The sequence below is a fragment of the Rufibacter sp. JT20002 genome (assembly GCF_056491185.1).
Map to the genome: position 1 here is coordinate 1 of NZ_JBSZJY010000003.1, position 19,177 is coordinate 19,177.

The 19,177-nt window shown below is 49.0% G+C and carries 14 protein-coding genes; 4 read left to right on the forward strand and 10 right to left on the reverse strand.

Annotated features, from left to right (window positions below):
• Positions 1–341: 341 nt before the first annotated feature.
• The 6 genes from ACW9SV_RS13950 to ACW9SV_RS13975 form a co-directional block, all read right to left on the reverse strand.
• A complete protein-coding gene (locus ACW9SV_RS13950) occupies positions 342–1,625 on the reverse strand; it encodes a M16 family metallopeptidase (protein WP_479557390.1) in 1,284 nt (427 codons plus the stop codon).
• 6 nt (positions 1,626–1,631) lie between these two features.
• Positions 1,632–2,801: a type IX secretion system outer membrane channel protein PorV gene (porV, locus tag ACW9SV_RS13955; protein WP_479557391.1), complete on the reverse strand. Its 1,170-nt coding sequence runs from the start codon at positions 2,799–2,801 to the stop codon at positions 1,632–1,634.
• A gap of 26 nt (positions 2,802–2,827) precedes the next feature.
• A complete protein-coding gene (porU, locus tag ACW9SV_RS13960) occupies positions 2,828–6,685 on the reverse strand; it encodes a type IX secretion system sortase PorU (protein ID WP_479557392.1) in 3,858 nt (1,285 codons plus the stop codon).
• Positions 6,686–6,777: 92 nt separating this feature from the next.
• Positions 6,778–7,029: a phosphoribosylformylglycinamidine synthase subunit PurS gene (purS, locus tag ACW9SV_RS13965; RefSeq protein WP_479557393.1), complete on the reverse strand. Its 252-nt coding sequence runs from the start codon at positions 7,027–7,029 to the stop codon at positions 6,778–6,780.
• The gene (locus ACW9SV_RS13970; protein ID WP_479557394.1) at positions 7,026–7,730 is read right to left on the reverse strand and encodes a CDP-alcohol phosphatidyltransferase family protein; all 705 of its coding nucleotides are present in this window, start codon (positions 7,728–7,730) and stop codon (positions 7,026–7,028) included. The genes purS and ACW9SV_RS13970 overlap by 4 nt, the downstream gene beginning before the upstream one ends.
• 39 nt (positions 7,731–7,769) lie before the next feature.
• Positions 7,770–8,420 carry an MBL fold metallo-hydrolase gene (locus tag ACW9SV_RS13975; protein WP_479557395.1) on the reverse strand — a complete coding sequence of 217 codons (651 nt, stop codon included), beginning with the start codon at positions 8,418–8,420 and terminating at the stop codon, positions 7,770–7,772.
• Between the two features lie 65 nt (positions 8,421–8,485).
• Here ACW9SV_RS13975 and ACW9SV_RS13980 point away from each other — a divergent pair, with 65 nt between their 5' ends.
• Both ACW9SV_RS13980 and ACW9SV_RS13985 read left to right on the forward strand, forming a co-directional pair.
• Positions 8,486–9,562, forward strand: coding sequence for an NAD(P)/FAD-dependent oxidoreductase (locus tag ACW9SV_RS13980; protein WP_479557396.1), 1,077 nt, complete (start codon positions 8,486–8,488; stop codon positions 9,560–9,562).
• Positions 9,559–12,771: a TolB family protein gene (locus tag ACW9SV_RS13985; protein WP_479557397.1), complete on the forward strand. Its 3,213-nt coding sequence runs from the start codon at positions 9,559–9,561 to the stop codon at positions 12,769–12,771. The genes ACW9SV_RS13980 and ACW9SV_RS13985 overlap by 4 nt, the downstream gene beginning before the upstream one ends.
• 273 nt (positions 12,772–13,044) lie before the next feature.
• On the opposite strand, the gene purQ is transcribed toward ACW9SV_RS13985, so the two are convergent.
• Positions 13,045–13,737 (reverse strand): phosphoribosylformylglycinamidine synthase subunit PurQ, encoded by a 693-nt coding sequence (purQ, locus tag ACW9SV_RS13990; protein WP_479557398.1) that lies wholly within the window; start codon positions 13,735–13,737, stop codon positions 13,045–13,047.
• Positions 13,738–13,865: 128 nt separating this feature from the next.
• Between purQ and ACW9SV_RS13995 the strand changes: the two genes are divergently transcribed.
• Together ACW9SV_RS13995 and ACW9SV_RS14000 are read left to right on the forward strand one after the other, a co-directional pair.
• Positions 13,866–14,750 carry a YicC/YloC family endoribonuclease gene (locus ACW9SV_RS13995; protein ID WP_479557399.1) on the forward strand — a complete coding sequence of 295 codons (885 nt, stop codon included), beginning with the start codon at positions 13,866–13,868 and terminating at the stop codon, positions 14,748–14,750.
• A 51-nt stretch (positions 14,751–14,801) separates the two neighbouring features.
• Positions 14,802–16,910, forward strand: coding sequence for a M43 family zinc metalloprotease (locus tag ACW9SV_RS14000; protein ID WP_479557400.1), 2,109 nt, complete (start codon positions 14,802–14,804; stop codon positions 16,908–16,910).
• A 177-nt stretch (positions 16,911–17,087) separates the two neighbouring features.
• Here ACW9SV_RS14000 and ACW9SV_RS14005 read toward each other — a convergent pair whose 3' ends face one another.
• From ACW9SV_RS14005 to gcvH, 3 genes are read right to left on the reverse strand one after another with little or no spacing between them, the layout of a single operon-like run.
• Complete coding sequence (locus ACW9SV_RS14005) at positions 17,088–18,365, reverse strand: M28 family metallopeptidase (RefSeq protein WP_479557401.1); 1,278 nt, start codon at positions 18,363–18,365, stop codon at positions 17,088–17,090.
• A 10-nt stretch (positions 18,366–18,375) separates the two neighbouring features.
• Positions 18,376–18,774: a VanZ family protein gene (locus ACW9SV_RS14010; RefSeq protein ID WP_479557402.1), complete on the reverse strand. Its 399-nt coding sequence runs from the start codon at positions 18,772–18,774 to the stop codon at positions 18,376–18,378.
• A gap of 12 nt (positions 18,775–18,786) precedes the next feature.
• Positions 18,787–19,167, reverse strand: coding sequence for a glycine cleavage system protein GcvH (gene gcvH, locus ACW9SV_RS14015; protein ID WP_479557403.1), 381 nt, complete (start codon positions 19,165–19,167; stop codon positions 18,787–18,789).
• Positions 19,168–19,177: the final 10 nt, after the last annotated feature.

Below are 19,177 nucleotides of genomic sequence, written 5' to 3' on the forward strand. Positions count from 1 at the left end.
CTCGTTTGTATAGCAGGGAGAGGAGGGAGTATTAACTTAGACTTTTTGGGAGACTTGGTTCAGCTATCTGCAGAGGCGTGTTTGTTTTTCCCTTTTTTTAGTTAATCGGTTTACTTAGAGCCTTATTGTTAAGCTTGTTTTAGCCTTTCCACTTTCGTTTCTCCTGTAAAAATTTCTACAAGCCTTTATTGTATTGTTGTTTTATGACTTTCCAATCTTGAAGGTCTTCCATGTATAAGCTAATTGTACTTTAGGTTTAATACTAGCCTGCATAATAGGTCAAAAAGGAAAGGGCCGTAGATAGATCTATCTACGGCCCTTTCCTTTTTGACCTATTATATTTACTCCTGAGTTCCGCCAGTTACTACCTTAAGGAGTGTCTCCTCTTTCAGGTGCATGTTTGCTGCTTTTATTAAATCCTCAGAAGAAAGTACCTGAATATTGTTTAGGAGTAATGAATAGAAGTTGCCTGGTAAGCCAAGTATTACATTTGATCTATACTTGTCCATTTTATCAAACAGAGTAGCATGATCAGAAAGGAACTTTCCTGAGAGGTGTTTCTTTGCGGTTGCTAATTCTTCCTCAGGTACCTTTTCTTGGCTTATCTGAGTTATTTCTTTGGAAACCTCTTCCAGAGTCTCATTGATCTTATCCCCTTTTATATCAGATCCTATAAAGAAGAGTGAATCATTTTCCTTATGAGAGAGGGAGGAGTAGATTCCATAGGTAAATCCTTTGTCTTCCCTAATATTTTTCATTAAGCGTGACCCAAAGTATCCGCCTAAGATATGATTAAGCAGGTACAAAGAGGGGTAATCTGGGTGACTAGGTTTAATGATAGATTTACCTACTCGTATGGAGGCTTGCATTTGGTTTGTTGTGCTCTTGAAGAGTAAACCCGTTTGTTCCACTTGACCTTCTTCTATAAGGATATCAGATTTTGGCTGCTCAAAATCAATAGGTAAAGCTGATAGGAGGTTTTCTATACCTTCAGGAGTAATATCCCCAGTAACAAAGATTTCAGCGGTAGAAAAGGAATATGCTTGTTTATGGAAATCAGAAAGATCTTTTATTGTCAAAGCATTGATTTCTTCTTCTGAAATGGAAGACACATAGGGGTGGTCTTTGCCATACAAAGCTTTTGTAAACGCTTCTGTCGCTAAGTAGCTGTTCTTTTGTTTATCTACGGCTAGGGTTTGAATGACCCTCTGCTTCATTAGAGTGAATTCATTCTCAGGGAAAGAAGGTTGCTCTATGATTTCAAAAGCAAGCGGTAGAAGCGAAGGAAGGAACTTTGATAAGCAATATAAAGTAACGGTTGATCTATCAAAGCCATGGTTTACCTCTAGCGAAGCTCCATAAAAGTCTATAGTTTCTGCTATCTGCTTAGCTGAATGATGCTGAGTTCCTTCCTTCAGCATCTTGGCTGTAAGCGAAGCTGCTCCTGGCTTATTTTGGAACCATTTTCCGGCTTTAAAAACAAATTCAACCCGTACTACAGGTTGAATATTGTTTGTGAAGGTATGAAGGCGGGCTCCTGATGGAGTTATAGTTACTTCTGGTGTTATAGATAAATCAGAAGAGAGCTCAGCAATGACAGGTGCTACGGTACGGTTAAGTGACATATAGTTTTATTCAGCAGTCGCTTCGTCTAATCTGAAATGAAGCGAAAAACGGAAGGTTTGTGCTAGTGGATTATTTTGTTCGTTAGGGATCATATAAGCACCATCGAATCCAAATTTCTGATACCGGATTCCCAGACCCATGGTAAAGTATTGACGTCCTCCTTTTAGCTCGTTTTCATAAAAGTAACCAGCACGGGCAGCAAACATATTGTCATACCAGTATTCTAAACCTGAAGAAAGCGTAATCTCTTTCAACTCCTCGCTTCCTCCACCAGGGGCATCAGTGAAAGATTTAAAGATCCCAGAGAAGACATTGGTTTGGTCGTTGGCGGTAGGATCATCTGACTGGGTGTAGGGTACCAGTAGTTTGTTTCCGTCAATGGCTAGGGTGATTTTGTTGTAGGGGTCAAGCTCCATAGTAAAAGCCGTACCTAATCTTAGATTGGTTGGTAAAAAGTCTTTTCTTCCTGCGGTGGTATAAGAGATTTTGCCTCCAATGTTGGAGATATTTCCACCTAAAGACAGATTATAGTTTTTGCCACCTAGTGCAAGATCTTTGGTGTAGTAAATGCCTAAGTCAACGGCAACTGAGTTACCTGGTTGAGATTCACCGATAACGTTTCCGCCACCGCCTACATTAACATTTCCAGATAAGTTAGAGTGTATAAAGCGGGCGCCTACTCCTAAGCTTAAATTCTCACTTAATTTCTGGCCATAAGCTAGGTTGATAGCATATTCTTTAGGGTTGAAGTTCTGAATAGCATTACCAGACGCATCTGTGAAGTTCAGTTCTCCAAGGTCAAAGTACAGAAGTGAGGCTGCAAGTGATGAGTTTGCGGTTACCTTCTTATGAACAGATAGCTGGCTCAAAGACATGTCATTCACAATCTTTGAGAGCCAAGGGGTATAGGAAAGAGATACTCCCAGATCTGTCTCAATGAATCCCAATTTTGCAGAGTTCCAGTAGATAGCATTGGCATCTGGAGAAATAGCAACTCCGGCATCACCCATACCTGCAGAACGGGCATCGGGGGAAACTGATAAAAATGGCACCGCCGTGGTGATGGGTCTATACTCTGTGCTCTGGCCAATAGTAGTTTGGGCTTTTGCAGAAAGACTAGACAAGCAGGCTAGTGAGAGAACAAAGAGTGTAGATCTGAAGAAGGTGCAGTTCATGCGGTAGAGATTGTGTATCAATTAGGTTATTTAAGTAAAACTAGCTTTTCAAAACGAGATGTACTAGCTCCATCCTGACGAGAACGTACATTCACTTTATATATATATACGCCTTTGGCTAAAATGTCATTATTGTCATCCCGCCCATCCCAAGTTAGGTCAGAAAAGTGGCTGCTCCCGTCACCAAAACCATGCAGTGATTTCACCAGTTTTCCTGATACGGTAAAAACCTGAATAAGTATATCCAATTCCTGCCCGGGACGATTATGGTCAAAATGGAAGGTGGTTTTATTTAAGAAAGGGTTAGGAATATTAAATACGTGATCTAACGCTAGTTTCTCTGAAGAGGCCACTATAAACTCAATCTTGGTAGTGCTGGAGTTATTATGCGTATCCCAGGCCTTCAAAGAAAGAGTATGAGGGCCGAGAGTTACATTCTTTAGAGCATACCGGACTTTCCCCGATTGGTACGAATCAACATCAGCGGTGTAGAACTCATTTAAGATAATTGGCTCTGAGGATTTCTCATCCAGAATAGCGGTGATTTCGTGGCCTATCCCGGCTCCTGCGGTGTTAATGCCATTGTCATCAAATAAATGGGCTAGTAAAACCGCATCTGGGCCCGTGGTACCGCCAGAGATGAATGACTCATCGTCCATGTAAAGCGCTAACTGAGGGGGGGTATTATCTGCAGCTACGTCTGCATTTGCTCCTCCTACGGGCACTAAAGTAGCGCCATGGCCGTCAAGAGAGGAAGAGGAGGCATATAAATGAATACTTCCTTCGCCTATTTGGTAATTGATGTCTTTGGGAATAACCAAGGAGACTTCAAAGGCTCCGTTTTTAACCGTGGCTAATCCGTCATAAAGCACATTGCTCCGGTTTAGAACCTGCCGCTTCGCATTTTGGTCACCCAGGGTAGTAAGTGTGGCTCTTTTGTCATAAACTGTAATATGGATCTGCCCCTGAAAATCTGTTGCTACTTGCTGTTGGTTGTTTTGGACGAACCCTGCCAGCGTTACCTTTGAAAGGGCTTTGAGCGTATCAGAAGCTGCGGCTGAGAAAGGCTTTCCGTTTAGCTTGGAGAGTACAACCTCCAGGTTTGGGTACGCCAGACGCATGGAAGGGTCTCCCAGTAAAGCGAAGTTCCGGTTGTTGACCCCAAACAAACTCGCATTCTTGGTCTTGTTGGTTAGGGCTCCCAAAGTGGGCATCGTCCCGTTGGAAAGAGGGATGAACAGGAAATTGAAGAAGTTCGTGTTCAAAGCCCGGTTACCGTCTGAATAAACCGGACGTGTGGTAGTCAACAGCCCAATGGCACCACCTTCCGGATGAAATAAGGCAACTTCTGCGCCAGAGTTGCGCCTCGGGTCATCATAACGGCCAATCTCACAGGTTGCCGTTAGAAAGAAGGTGAGTTTATCAGGGTTTTTCCAGCTTTGTATTTCATTAATGGTCAAAATCTGCTCATCCGCCAGGCTTATCGCATTGCCGTGCCCGGTGTAATTGGTAACGAGAGCGCCTTTCTCAATGGCTTCCCGCAGTGCCTGGTTTGTTTCAGGAGACCGTTGACCATTGGGAACCGTTATCTGAGGGTACAGGTCTAAATATATCTTTTGAGGCAGGTAATCAGAGTGGTTGCGTTCCACAAACTCTGCCAGGTAATCAGCGTCATTGAGGTGTTCATTGGAGTCACCATCATCAGCCAGGAAAACAAGCCGTTTGCGCCAGTTACCCAGCGTTTGCTGGCTTTCATACCGGATGATCTTGTCAATGATTAAATCAGCCTCAGAAGCGGTTTTTACGGGTAGCCTGCCGATGCCTACATCTAACCGATGGGCCAGAGAGAAATCTTCTTCAGACCATTCCCCCTCTTCGTCATCCAGAAACCCTATGTAGTCGTCTGATGAGTAAGATAAAACCGGATCAAGAGACTGACGGGACTCATAAATAGGAATGAAGTTGGTGTTCTGCTGAATCCTTTTCTTAGGATCAAAAGAGGCATCGCCAAACAAGGTTACCTGGATGAGATCATCTCCCTGTTTTCCGCTGCGCTCATAAAGCATTTTCAGGAAGTCACGGATGGCGGTGATGTCCTGCTTCCCGGAAGAAAACTCTTCATAGATTTTAGGAAGTTCTATTACCTCTACCTGTAAGCCATTACGGGAGCGCCTGTGAGAAGCCAATCGTTGAGCCTGCGCGGAAAAAGCCACTGGTGTGATGATGACCAAGTCAATCTTCCCATCTAGGTTAAGGCTGTGTAAATTCTGGTTTGCTACTTTACCGATGAAGGTGGGGGTAGGGAAAGAGGAACCCTGAAAGGCAAGGTACTCGCGCAATTGCTGGCTGTTAGCCGAAAAGCTGGCTACCCCATTGTTAATGGAAGCAGTCTGCCGTACGGGCTTCAGCGGATCAGTGACATCCCAAATCTGCGCATTTGCTGCTGTGATGCCTCCTAGCCGGAAAGTGGTGACCGGGTTCTGTTTACTGGCCAAAGACCGGAAACTGGTTTGGTCCCCGTATAGCTTCAACTGCCGCTGCGCAGATAACGTGAAATAGTTAAGAAAACCCGTAGCTGAGGAGCTGTTGCCCGGTTGATACGTGTAGTTGACAGTTAGCTCATTTGTATAAGCCAAAGAACCAAACGAGGGAGAAAAATGCAGGACGTGGTTCACACCCTCGGGGTGGTAGTTGTAAGACCCTCTCCCAAAAATAGAGTGAGTACCCTGGGCGGCACCGTTCAACCTGACCGCAAAGGAACTGTTGTCTGGGGAGTTGGCCATAACCGCCGAGGTAAACCAAACGGTGCTGTTAGGAATTAGGTCAGAGGCCGGAATAGAGAAGTTTTGCTGCAGCGCGAATGCGTTGAATTCCTCCCCGTACCATTCGCGGCCTGAGTTCACCATGTTTCTGAGATCCACTTCATGGAACCAGCGTTCATCATAGGAGTTAACCTCCGGGAAAGAGCCCGGAAGTGCGGCCTGTTGACTTACTCTTAAGCCTGCCGAAGGCCCTACCGTTAAGTAGTAGTAGGTGGTGTCACTGTACAGATTAAGTGAATGCGTAAACGGAGACTGGCCGGTAACAGGGTTCTCTGACCAGGTATGCGGGCCTTGGCCGTAGAAAAGGAGATAGTCGTTGTTGTCAAAGGAGCCGTCCTGCTCACCTTCTACCCAGATAGCGTTTTCTACCAAATCATCGGGACGGGGAGTGGCATTGGCTTGGGGGAGCATTCCGCCGCCGTTTCCGAATAACCGCAGATTGCGCGGGTTAAGAGATTGCGGGTTTACGCCCATTGCCTGCAAAGCGGCCCGGTCTAACTTGTACATGCCCGAAGCCGGCACGCCAATCTTATACCATTCACCGGACGCTAACACCGACCGAGTAGTGTACGCCCGCCGAGCGGAGGGTTGCCCCGGGGCTTTTCTAAGGTTGTTTCCGGAAGTATAGCGAAAACTGAAGTTCAGCAGCTTCTCCACCGCGCCCGTCTGAGGGTTTAACCTAAAGGGCTGGAAAGCGACCACTGAATGCATCACCCGGTTGGCGGTACCTACGCTAATGGCGGGTTGTAAAGCAGTTTTGAGGCTCTTTTTAGGAAAAGCACGTGCTTCTGCCTCCGTGAGCGGGCCAAACTCCAAGTTGGTGAACTCAAAAGAAGTTACCTGGGCATTAGGTAATGACAGTAGGTAGAAGGGAATTGGTTCACGCCCTTCAAATGAAGCTTCCTCAAAAACAGGAAGCGCAGCAGTAACTGTTGCCCCCGCAGAAGGGCTAGCAGGTACTGTGCGCCACGTGATAGTGCGCGAATCCTGGGTTTGGGCCCAGGCAGAAGCGGCAGCTACCCAAAAGCCTGCAGCCAAAAGAAGCTTTCTTACAAGATGCATGTACGCGGGTAAAATAATTACTCCGCAACACAGTCCTTCTATCATAGGATCACCCTCAGAAGTGAGAAGCTAACCCATGAATGGGGGAGTTGTTAGTTGGCTGTGAGACGGTAAGAAAAAGATTCCATAATCATGTTGGCCAGTAATTTCTTACAAGCCTCTTCTACTTTCTGGGCAGCAGCGGTTTCGTCTTCTGCTTCTAACTGTAAACGAATGTGTTTGCCAATTCTTACATCTGACACCTGCTCCAGGCCTAAATGTTCCAAGCCCAGCATTACGGCCTTTCCTTGAGGGTCTAACAGTTCTGCGTGCGGCATGATATCAATTTCGGCGGTGAATTTCATAAGGAAGAGGATTTATTGAAAAAGGATAAAATAATGTACATGGCTAGGTTCAAAGGAACCGCGGTAAAGTTAAGGATTGCCAGGAAAAGAATGGAAAGCCCCATGAAAATAAACCGCACCTCATTGCCTTTCCAGGAGGCATTTTTGAATTTAAGCGCAAATAGCGGCAGCTCAGCGATGAGCAGGTAAGAAAATAGAACTGAGATCCCCAGCAGTACAAACGGGTTCAGGATAATGGGTGATAACCCAAAATCATCGTTCGCCAGAATCAGCGGCAACGACATAATGAACAAGGTGCAGGCCGGAGTGGGCACGCCAATGAAGGAAGAAATTTGGCGGGTGTCAATGTTGAACTTGGCTAGCCTAACGCAGGAGAAAATAGTGATCAAAAAGCCGGCATACGGCAGAAACGCAGGCAGGTCATACCCGCCTTTTTCAATGGCAAGGGCAATCATCTGCACCATCGCGGCGCCAGGCACCACGCCAAAAGAAACCATATCTGCTAACGAATCCAGTTGTTTGCCTATTTCAGAATAGGTGTTGAGTACGCGGGCCACCATGCCGTCCATGAAATCCAGGGTGGCGGCGGCTACAATCCAGCCGGCTGCCGCAATCAGTTCCTGCTGAAAAACAGAAACCAAGGCAAGGCAACCACACAATAAGTTAAGGCAGGTGATGAAATTGGGAATGTGTTTCTTCATAGAATTGTAAAGGTCTGTTCTGAGCCTGTTTTAGTAGAATTAGCTCAAAAACGGATTGCTGGCTTTTTCCTCCCCAATGGTGGTAGAGGGGCCATGGCCAGGATAAACGGTGACATCCTCGGGGAGGGTGAATAATTTAGTGCGGATGCTTTGAATAAGGGTGTTGAAATCACCGCCCGGTAAGTCGGTGCGGCCAATGCTGCGCTGGAACAGGACATCGCCGCCAATCAGGTTCTTGCTCCCGGGGTGGTAGAAGACCACGTGGCCGGGCGCATGGCCGGGCGTGAACAAAACTTCCAATTCTGTCTCTCCGAAACGTACGTTTTCACCCTCTTTTAAGAATTTCTCCGGTAAAACCTCCTGGTATTGCGGAAAGCCATAGGCCGCAGAGTACGTAGGTACCGCACGTAAAACGGCCAAATCTTCTTCGTGGATCTCCAACGGCACTCCGTAGGTATCGGCCACAAACTTATTTCCCAGCACATGGTCAATGTGGCAATGCGTGTTCAGAAGCCGCTCTACTTTCAAGCCTTCGGCCTGGATGAACTGCTGTAATTCCTGCTGTTCCTGTTTATCGGAGCAACCGGGATCAATCACCACGCAGGCTTTTGTGGCGTCATACAGTACATAGGTATTTTCTTGGAACGGATTGAAGGTAAAGTACTTTACTTGCAGACCAGTGGCAGCCATGGGAGACATCTTATTTTGCAGGCTCTAAGTTACAGATTTCAGCGGCACAAGCCGTACCTTGGGGCATGAAATATGATTATCTGGTAGTAGGGCACGGGCTGGCCGGGGCAATTTTGACCTGTTTTCTGGAAAAAGCCGGCAAAACGGTGCTGGTCTTTGATGCACGTAAAGCCAACTCGGCATCTAGGGTGGCCGCGGGTCTGATCAATCCGGTAGCGGGTAAGCGGTTTGCCAAAAGCTGGCAAGTGGATGCTTTCCTGCCTGCTGCTGCCGCCTTTTACCAGGAGATGGAGGAGCGGTACAACACAGAACTGTTTTACCAAAAGCCTATTTTAAAGCTGTTTTCCACACCAGAGGAACAAAACAACTGGATGGGGAAAAGCACCGATGCCGCCTGGGACGGGTACATTGAAACCACGCACCTGCAACTTCCCACCTCTGATTCTGTGCACCAGGAACTGGGCGGTTTGCTCATCCGGCAGGGTGGTTACGTAGCGTTGCGCACTTTTCTGGATGCCCGGGAAGAAGACCTGAGGCAGCGGCAGGTGTTTAGAACAGATGCGTTTGACAGAACCCAACTGGAACTGCTGCCAGACGGGGTGCGCTACGGAGAGGTCCTGGCCCGCAAAGTCATTTTCTGTGAGGGAGCCCAAGGTGCCCAAAACCCATTTTTCGGCTGGCTCCCCTTTTCCCTGAATAAAGGCGAAATTTTAGACATAAATGTGCCTGATTTTGAGGCTTCATATATCTATAATAAAGCAGTTTACGTTGTGCCTTTAGGACAATACCACTACCGGGTGGGTGCAACCTACAACTGGCGAAATCCCGATGAAGAGCTTACCCCTGAGGCCCGCGAGGAACTAGAGGCTAAGGCGCAGGAAATTATAAAAAAACCGTTTACTGTGGAAAAGCAGTATGTAGGAATCAGGCCGGCGGTACGGGACCGAAAACCGCTGATAGGGCTGCACCCTGCGCATGAACAGGTGGCTATTTTCAATGGCATGGGTTCTAAGGGAGTACTGATGGCGCCTTTACTGGCCCAGCAGTTGATAGCCTCTTTAGAACAGGGCGTTCCTTTATGGCCAGAGGTGAATATTGCCCGGTATTTATCGTTATATTTAGCATCAACGTCAAACACATGAGTCAACTCTCTACTCGCTTATTACATGTGTGCCGGTTACTTGTGCTGCTCCTGGTCTTAGGAGCGCCCGCTACCACGTTTGGGCAAGCTACGGCCCCAGATGATTTTGGTCAGAACCGTATCCAGTACAAACGGTTTAACTGGCAGTATTACAGTACCCAAAACTTCAATATCTACTTCTCGCAAGACGGGCGGCAATTGGCCCGTAACGCTGCCGAGCACGCCGAGCGGGAACTGAAGAGAATTACTTCGCTGATTGGGTACTATCCGTATTCCAAGATCACCATCATCATGTACAACTCTGTGTCAGACATGAAGCAGAGTAACATTGGCTTGATTGATGATCCATACAAAGGCGGTAACGATGCCTTGTTTGTGAAAAGCAAGATTGAGGTAGCGTTTGAAGGATCCCAGACCGAGCTGAAGCGCCAGATGACCTACCGCATCTCTGAGTTGCTGCTTTCTGACATGATGTATGGCGGAAGCCTGAAAGAAGTTATCCAAAGCAATTATCTGTTGCGCCTGCCAGAATGGTTTGTGTCTGGTGCCGCCTCGTACCTGGCCGAAGGCTGGAGTGTGGACATGGATGATTATGTGCGCGACATGATCCAGAAAACCGGAGGCAAGCGGCCAGATCCTCTGTTTGCCCGCAACCAGCGCCTCACCGGCCAGGCCATCTGGAACTACATCACGGAGCGTCACGGCACCTCTGCCATCCAGAACATCCTGAATTTGACCCGTATTACCCGTGACATTGAAGTGGGGATCGCCAGTAGCCTGAATATGCCCTACAAGCGGTTCATGCGCGATTGGTTTGCCTACTACACCCAGATGAACACCTTTGCCGAAGGAGCTCTTCCTGCCCCCAGCAAAGAGAATAAGATCAAGAAATCGAACGCACGCAACGTTTTGTACTCAGAACCAGCTTTAAGCCCCAGCGGACAAAAGCTGGCCTATGTCATTTATGACCGGGGGGCATACAAAGTTTACGTGCGGAATCTTGCCTCTAAAAACCAACGCATGGTGTACCGCGGGGGCTACAAAATGCCCAACCTGGAAGTGGACCACACTGTGCCATTGCTTTCGTGGCGGTCAGAATCGCAGTTGGGTATTTCTGATGTGAGACGGGGTAAACTTCAACTGAAACTACAGGACGCCGACAACCGGTACATTCCGGGAGTTGCCACGGTGAAAAACCTGCTGGGTAAGAACAATAACGTGCTGCCCCTGAACGCCTACAGCCAGGTAGCCGGCGTTGACTTCTCAGAAGACGGACAGTTCATGGTGTTAAGCGCCGTGAAAGACGGGCAGAGCGATTTGTACCTCTACCGCAACGGCCGCCTGGTGCGCCAACTCACCAACGATGTGTTTGATGACTTAAACCCGTCTTTCTTGCCGGGTACCAGCAACCGCATCGTGTTCAGTTCTAACAGGTTTGCAGACTCCCTTCAGTCTAGCCGGGGTAAGTTCACTAATGTGACCAACAACTATGATATTTACCTCTTTGACCCCAACAACACGCAAAGCCGCTTCTGGCAATTGACGTACACTCCTTCAAACGAAGTGATGCCTTTGGGGATTTCTGAGGAAGAGATCATGTATTTGGGCGAGGAAACCGGTATCAGGTCTCTATACCGCCATAATATTAAAACGGGGGTTATTGAGCGGGTAACTGCTTTCCGGCAAAACATTAAAACCTATGATTACAATGTGCGCACGGGCAACCTCACGTTTGTGGCCAATGACAGAGCAAAGGAGTTCCTGTATTGGTATCCCAACTCTCCATTGCAGGCCTTGGCGCAGCAGGGATTCAAAACAAAGCGTCAGGAGGTTTTAGAGGGGCATCTGCAACGTCGTATTCAGCAGGAGAATGCCCGGGCCGCCGCTGCTCTGGCTGCCAAAGCCCTGGCTGATTCAATCGCCGCGGTGCAAGCTTCCCAACTGGCCGGAGTCACTCCAGACAGTACCGTCACTGACAGCACCGCTGCCCCGGCAAAACCAGCAGCCAAGCCCGCCACCACTCCCAAACCCAGAACCATCATGGCCATGAACTCGCCAGATTCACTGGTGCTGAATTACCCAAGGCCTTATGATTTGCGGTTTGGAATGAACAGCCTCACTACCTCTATCTACGCTGATCCTTTGCTTGGCTTTGGGTTTGTAATGGAAGTAGGCATGGCCGATCTGTTTGAGGACTACCGCATCAGAGGCGGAGTGTTCGCCTTGACTGATCTCCAGACCACCAACTTTTACGCAGAGTATTCTAACCTAAAGAATCGGTATGATTACCGCGTAGGCTTCCAAAGACAAAGCATCTCTCTACGAGCCACCAACGGGCTGATGACGAGGCTTTCTAAATATGAAGTTCTTCCGGCTCTTAGCTACCCATTGACAAATGCCCTTAGTGTTAAGTTCTTGCCACGTTTTGCGAATGTGCGGGCTATCGCCGTAGAGAATTTCTCTGAGCCAGACCAGGTGACCGACTTAGCAGGTATTGGCGGCGAGATCGTGTTTGACAATTCTGTGGTGACCGGCATGAACATGAGAGAAGGTACCCGTATGAAAGTAGGTATCAGCAGAATGTACGGCATCGGGAACAAGTCTGCCGGCTTCGGTAACTTCTACGTGGACTTAAGACACTATCAGAAAATCCATAAGCAGTTTGTGTGGGCTAACCGGTTGAGTTATGAGCAGTCGTTTGGGCCAGCTCCTAAACGGCATAAGCTGGGAGGCGTGGATAACTGGATCAACGCCGATGACGACGACAGCTTGGCCATGAGCCCGGTAGATTACCTGTTTGTGAACTTCGCTACCCCGCTGCGGGGCTTCAACTACGGTGCCCGCAACGGTACCCGGTATGTGTTGTGGAACTCAGAACTGCGCCTGCCGCTTTTCCAATACCTGTTTGAGGGACCTATCAACTCGGGCTTCTTCCGGAACTTAGAGGTAGTAGGGTTCTTTGACGCCGGTACCGCCTATAACAGCGGAAACCCGTTCAGCGATGACAACTCCGTTAATACCCAGCCTGTGCCAAGACCTCCGTTTGAAGTGATTGTCCGCAACTTCCGGAATCCGTTCATGTATGGGTATGGATTTGGGGCAAGAACTACTCTCTTAGGCGTTTACGGTCGGTTTGACATGGCGTGGGGAGAACGGAACCTGAAGCGCGAAGGACCTAAGTTCTACTTCTCTATGGGTTACGATTTCTAACCTCTAGAATCTTTCAACTCGATTTAAGACTAATTTCCTGAAAACGCCATAAAAGCAGAACGGCACCTTTAACAAAGGTGCCGTTCTGCTTTTATGGCGAGAGTAACTTCCCTCTTTCAAACTGTTATTTCAAGCCTGATGCTTTAGCGGGTGTTTTCCTGAAAGTGGCATAAAAACAAAGAAGCCTCCCTGAATACAAGGAGGCTTCTTTGTTTTATGTATAAGCTGATAAAGCAAAAGCTTCATCAAGCCAGGTTTTCTGGGAAGGAAAAGTTATGCCTGTACCGCTTGCAGGAGCGACTCAAACAGGAGACGGCCATCGGTGTTGTTCAGATCTGGGTCAACGGCGCGCTCTGGGTGCGGCATCATGCCAAACACATTCTTGTTCTTGTTGCTTACCCCGGCAATGTTGAGCAAGCTGCCATTGCAGTTGCAGTACTCGTTTACCTCACCGTTGGCATCACAGTAGCGGAACATGATCTGGCCATTGTCCTCCAGTTGCTTCAGGGTGTCGGCATCGGCGTGGAAACGGCCTTCTCCGTGGGCAATCGGAATTTTGTAGGCTTTGCCGGGCTCTAGCAGGGCAGTAGGCAGAGCCTCGTTGTTTTCAGGGGTGATGTACACGTTCTGGCAGATGAACTGCTGGCTGGTGTTACGCAGCAGGGCACCCGGCAACAGACCGGCCTCGGTCAGAATCTGGAAACCGTTGCAGATTCCCCACACGTACCCACCTGAGTTGGCAAATTTCACCACTTCCTGCATGATAGGGGAGAACCGGGCAATAGCACCCGAACGCAGATAATCACCATAGGAGAAACCTCCTGGCAGCACTATGAAATCACAGTTCTGCAAATCATGGTCTTTGTGCCAAAGGCGTACAACCTCCTTCTGGGTAGTGTGTTGCAACGCATCAATGACATCCTGGTCACAGTTGGACCCCGGGAAAACGACAACTCCAAATTTCATACGGCAAAGATAAAAGAAAATACCTCAGCTTCATAAGGGAAAAGCCCTCAGAAACAGCTACTGGCAAGATAGGGAGAGAGTGGCGCTTTTTTCATAAATTTACTTTTTAACACTTTACTTTTTTACTTATGCTTTTATCCATGACTGGGTTTGGGGCTGCCCACCTAGAAACTGAGGGTTCTATGGTCAGCATTGAGCTGAAATCTCTTAACTCAAAATCCATGGACCTGAGTCTGCGCATCCCCCGCAGTCTGTCTGACAAAGAACTGGAGATCAGAAACCTGATAGGCAAGAGCCTGGTGCGGGGCAAAATCAACCTCACCATTGAGGTTAACAGAAACAAAGCCAATAGCACCCGCAGTAGAATCAACACCGAGTTACTAACCCAATATTACCAGGAGATAGAGCAGGCCGCGTTGGCGCTGGGCGCCCAGTCCCCTGATTTGTTCCGGTTGGCCCTTCACATGCCCGATGTGCTCCAGACCGAGGCCGCCGAAGATCCCAGAACCGAAGAGATTGCCTGGGAGCAGGTGCAGCCGCTGTTGCTGGAAGCCATAGACAAGTTCAACACCTTCAGGGCCGATGAAGGCAAAGCCCTTACCACCGAAATCATTTCCTACATAGACCGCATCCGTATTCTGCTGGCCGAGGTAGACAAACATGATCCTACGCGGGTAGAGCAGATAAAACAGCGCATCCAAGGGCACCTGATTGAGATCAGCTCTTCAGAGTCTTTCAACCAGAATCGGTTTGAGCAGGAGATGATCTATTACATTGAGAAACTGGATATTGCGGAAGAAAAGGTGCGTTTAGTGAACCACCTGCATTATTTCACCGAGACCGTCTACCTTCCTGAACCAACCGGCAAGAAACTGGCGTTCATCTCCCAGGAAATAGGCCGTGAGATCAACACCATCGGTTCCAAAGCCAACGATGCCACCATCCAGCATTTGGTGGTAGAAATGAAAGAAGAACTGGAGAAGATCAAAGAGCAGCTGAACAACATCTTGTAAGGGTTTTGTTTTGGGCCTATTTTCCTTAAATCACCCTTTAGCGCAGAACGCATGCCCAAAAAGTTACTAGCTGTTATTCTTCTTTTCCTTTGGGGGATAGGCGAAGCTTTGGGGCAAGCCCGTTCTTGCGGCACCATGGCGCACGTACAGCACCTGGAGCGTGACAGGCCTAACCTGCGAACCCAGTTGCAACAGCAAGCAAAAATGGCGGGCTTACGATCCAAAGATCTTCTGGAGAAAAGAGTCTTGGCTGGGGTGGTGACTATCCCGGTGGTGGTCCACGTTGTCTATAACACCGATGCCCAAAACATCTCCGATGCCCAGATCAAATCCCAGATTGAGGTTTTAAACAAAGATTTCCGGCGGTTGAACACTGATGTGGGCAATACACCCGAAGCCTTCAGAGGCGTGGCCGCCGATACCGAGATTGAGTTCTGCTTGGCCCAACGCACGCCCGACGGCGAGCCCACTACCGGCATTACCCGCACCAAAACCAACACGGCCGAGTTTAAGGTGAACGACGGCATGAAGTTCAATGCCTCCGGCGGAAAGGATGCCTGGAACACGAGCCAGTACCTGAATATCTGGGTGGTGAAATTCTCCTCCGATGAAGAAGTGCTGGGCTATGGCCAATTCCCGAACGCCGGGTCACCTGCTACCGACGGAGTAGTCATTGATTACCGCTACTTCGGGACTACGGGTACCGTGACCAGACCCTTCAATTTGGGGCGTACCACTACCCATGAGGTTGGTCATTGGCTGAACCTGTTCCACATCTGGGGCGATGAGCCCTGCGGTGATGACCAGGTGGCCGACACGCCCACCCAAGAGGAAGAAAATGCTGGCTGTCCTACGTTCCCCAGTGCCAGCTGTGACAACATCAGCGATATGTTCATGAACTACATGGACTACACCAATGATGCCTGTATGAACCTGTTTACCGCCGGGCAGAAAAACGTGATGCAGCAGGCTCTCTCAGCGTACCGGCCGGGTATCCTTTCCTCTCCTGGGTGTACCACGGTGCAGGTGCCAGATCTGGATGCAGCCTTGATGGAGGTGACTTCTCCTGGAAAGATTCTTTGCGCTACCTCCTTTGCGCCTTCAGTGGTATTGCGCAACAAGGGAACCCAACCGCTCACGTCGGCCCAAATCCAGTACCGGGTAGACAATGGCCCGGTTCAAACTTACACTTGGACCGGTTCTGTAGCGTCCTTCCAAAGCACTACCGTTACCATTCCGGCGCTTACGGTGCTCTCTGGGGCACACACCCTTTCCCTTACCATTAGCTCCAGAAACAACACTGCTTCTGATGCAGAGGCAAGCAATGACGTCCTTTCCGCTTCCTTCCAAGTGCAGGGTTCGCCTTTGCCCCTGCAGGAAGGCTTTGAAGGAGAGACTTTCCCGCCAGCCGGCTGGACGATCAATAATCCTAACGGAGACCTCACCTGGGCGCGTACCACTAAAGCAGACAAAACGGGGACGGCCTCGGCATACATGAACAACATTCGCTATGAGGCCAACGGCTTGGTAGATGAATTGGTGCTCCCTCCCTTGGATCTAACCAACAGGGCCATGCCACGGCTCACCTTCCAGGTGGCGTATTCTTTGCTTTCCGAAAGTGGTTACTCCGATACGTTGGAAGTCTGGGCCTCTATAGATTGTGGCAGTTCGTACCAACGCCTTTACCAAAAGGCCGGGAGAGACTTGACTACCGCTACTCCTTACTTCACCAAGGAGGAGTTTATCCCAACCGCTTCGCAATGGCGCTTGGAGACATTGGATTTAGTAGGCTTTGCGACTGCCAAAACGATGCTCCTGAAGTTCAGGCACATCACCGATTATGAAAACAATTTGTTTATAGATGATGTGAAAGTAGACGGGGACCCGTTGGGAGCCGAGGAAGACCGCGCCCAGCAAGCGGTAACAGTTTCGCCTAATCCCTCTACCGGTGCCTTCTTCATCAGCTCGCCACAAGCCACCATTTCCAGCATTCAGGTGTGTAATACCGTAGGGAAGTTGCTGCAGACAGTTACTCCTATACGGCACGTGCGAAGCCAGCCTTTGCAGCTTTCCCTGCAGAACCAAGCTAATGGCCTGTACCTTCTCAAGCTCCATACCGACAAGGGAATGGTAGTCCGGAGGGTGATGCTTTTAAGATAACTTCTCTTAGTAGTAGAAACCCGAATGCCCCGTTAATTACCCAATTGAAGGTAGTTGCCGGGGCATCCGGGTTTTAAGGCTTCTTTAAGGAAAGAACGCTAAAAAGGGAAGCAAAAATGAAATAACAACCAGGCGCTTTTTAGCCGATTTCGGGAAAATAGGGCCAAAGCAGGTTTTCTATAATTCTTTGATAAACGCCTGGATCAAGGCCATAACTTCCTTGAATTTGGTCAGCGGCAAGGTTTCTATGGTATCCTTGGGGTGGTGGTATTCTGTGGTGGTGCCTCCCAAGGTATAGAAGAAGAAGGAAGGAACGCCTTTTTCTGAGAAGAAGTAATGGTCTGAGTTGGCCGCTTTGCCCCGGCTCTTAATCTGGGAAAGAAACTGGTGCTGTTTGTTCAACTGCTGCAAAAGCGCGAACTGCTTGGGAAACACGCTACCGTTGACCACCATCAGTCCTTCCTCACCAGTGCTCATGAGGTCCAGGTTCAGCAGGAATTTAATTTTATTCAGTGGGAAGAGCGGGTTCTCAGTATAAAAGCGAGAGCCTACCAAGCCGGCTTCTTCTCCGGCAAAGGCCATGAAAGCAATGGAGTAGTCTGGGGCATTCTGAGGCTGGGCATAATAACGGGCCAGTTCCAGTAACATGGCGGTACCACTGGCATTATCATGAGAGCCGGGGAAATACACCTCTTTGCCTTGGTGGCCTAAGTGGTCATAGTGGGCGGTGACCACCACAAAGGAATCTGGGTTGACCTTACCCGGTACAAACCCGATCACGTTTTGGCTGTTGTACTGCAAATCAAGCCGGGCATCTACCGCAAACTTCACCTTCTTTGATTTGGGTGGCCAGGCTTTCTCTAAAACTTCAAACACCGGGAACGGAAGCTGCTCTCCCCTAATAGTGCCCATCAACTTGGGACCGGGTTGTCGCACGATCACTGCAGCCACGCTTCTCAACTGCGGTTGGAACGGCTCTGGTAAGGAAAGCAATTCCTGAAAATTCCGTTGGTGCACCACCAGTACTTTGTTGCGCAGGTTATTGGTTAGGAATTGCTGGGCCACGTCAACATCTTTCAGAATCAACGTGTCTATCTCATAGACCCTACCTTCAGCGGCCCCAGCCCCCGTAGCCGCGTGGGCCAGAAAATCCACACCGGGTGTTAAGATCTTTCCGTCAATTTCCAATTGGAGTGAGTTTTCCAGAATATTGACCGGAAGCGTAAAGGGTTGCTTGTACCCGGGAGGAAAAGATTTTAACCCGATGGTGGTAAATTGGCCTTGCAGGTAATCGGCGGCCAGACTGTCGCCTTTGAAGGCGTACCCACGTCCGTGCAAGGCCGGGGCAGAAAGGTCACGGATGGTTTGGCGTACCCGGGTCATGTCCTGGGCTTTCCCCTGAAAAGAAAGGAGCAGGAGCGAAACCGTAAGATAAAGCCAGGAGTGCCTTGTCATAGAATCGTTTTTAGCCTGATCTTCTGAAACTGGTTGCAAAGCGGCGAACAAACAGAAACCACAGGACCAACCCGATCACCCCACCAACAGTATTGCTGAGCGCATCCACCGGATCGGCGGCCCGGCCCAGACCCATGGAACCCTGCAGGATTTCCACAAATATCCCGAAGGCCACTACCAGCAAAAAGGAACCCGTGAGCAGGCGCTTGTTTAATTGAACGGAAGGGTCACGCTGCAACCCGAAAAGAAGGAGAAGAAGTTGCATCCCGAAGAGGATGGCATGTACCAGCGTGTCAACGGTAAGGAAGTCCCATTTGGGGCCGGGAGGTAAAAGAGGAGCGGGCAGTAACGTCAATACAAGAATGACGACTGCCCACCCCAGTGCCAGTGCATAATAGGAGAGACGCACGGCAAAAATATATTAGGCGCCTACCAACTCGCGGTACGCGGCGGCAGAAAGAAGCTCGGCTACTTCGGCTTGGTCACCAACAGACATCTTGATCATCCAGCCATCGCCGTAAGGATCAGAGTTCACCAGTTCAGGGCTGCCGTCCAGTTTTTCATTGATTTCCAAAACCTGGCCAGAAAGCGGGCTAAACAAATCAGAAACGGTTTTCACTGCTTCAACAGTACCAAATACCTCTTCTTTGGCTACGTCTTTGTCTAAGGTGTCAATGTCTACATACACAATGTCACCCAACTCGCGCTGCGCAAAGTCAGTGATGCCTACGTACGCTACATCGCCTTCAATCCGGATCCACTCGTGGTCTTTGGTGTATTTCAGCTCCTCAGGGAAGTTCATAAGTAATTAG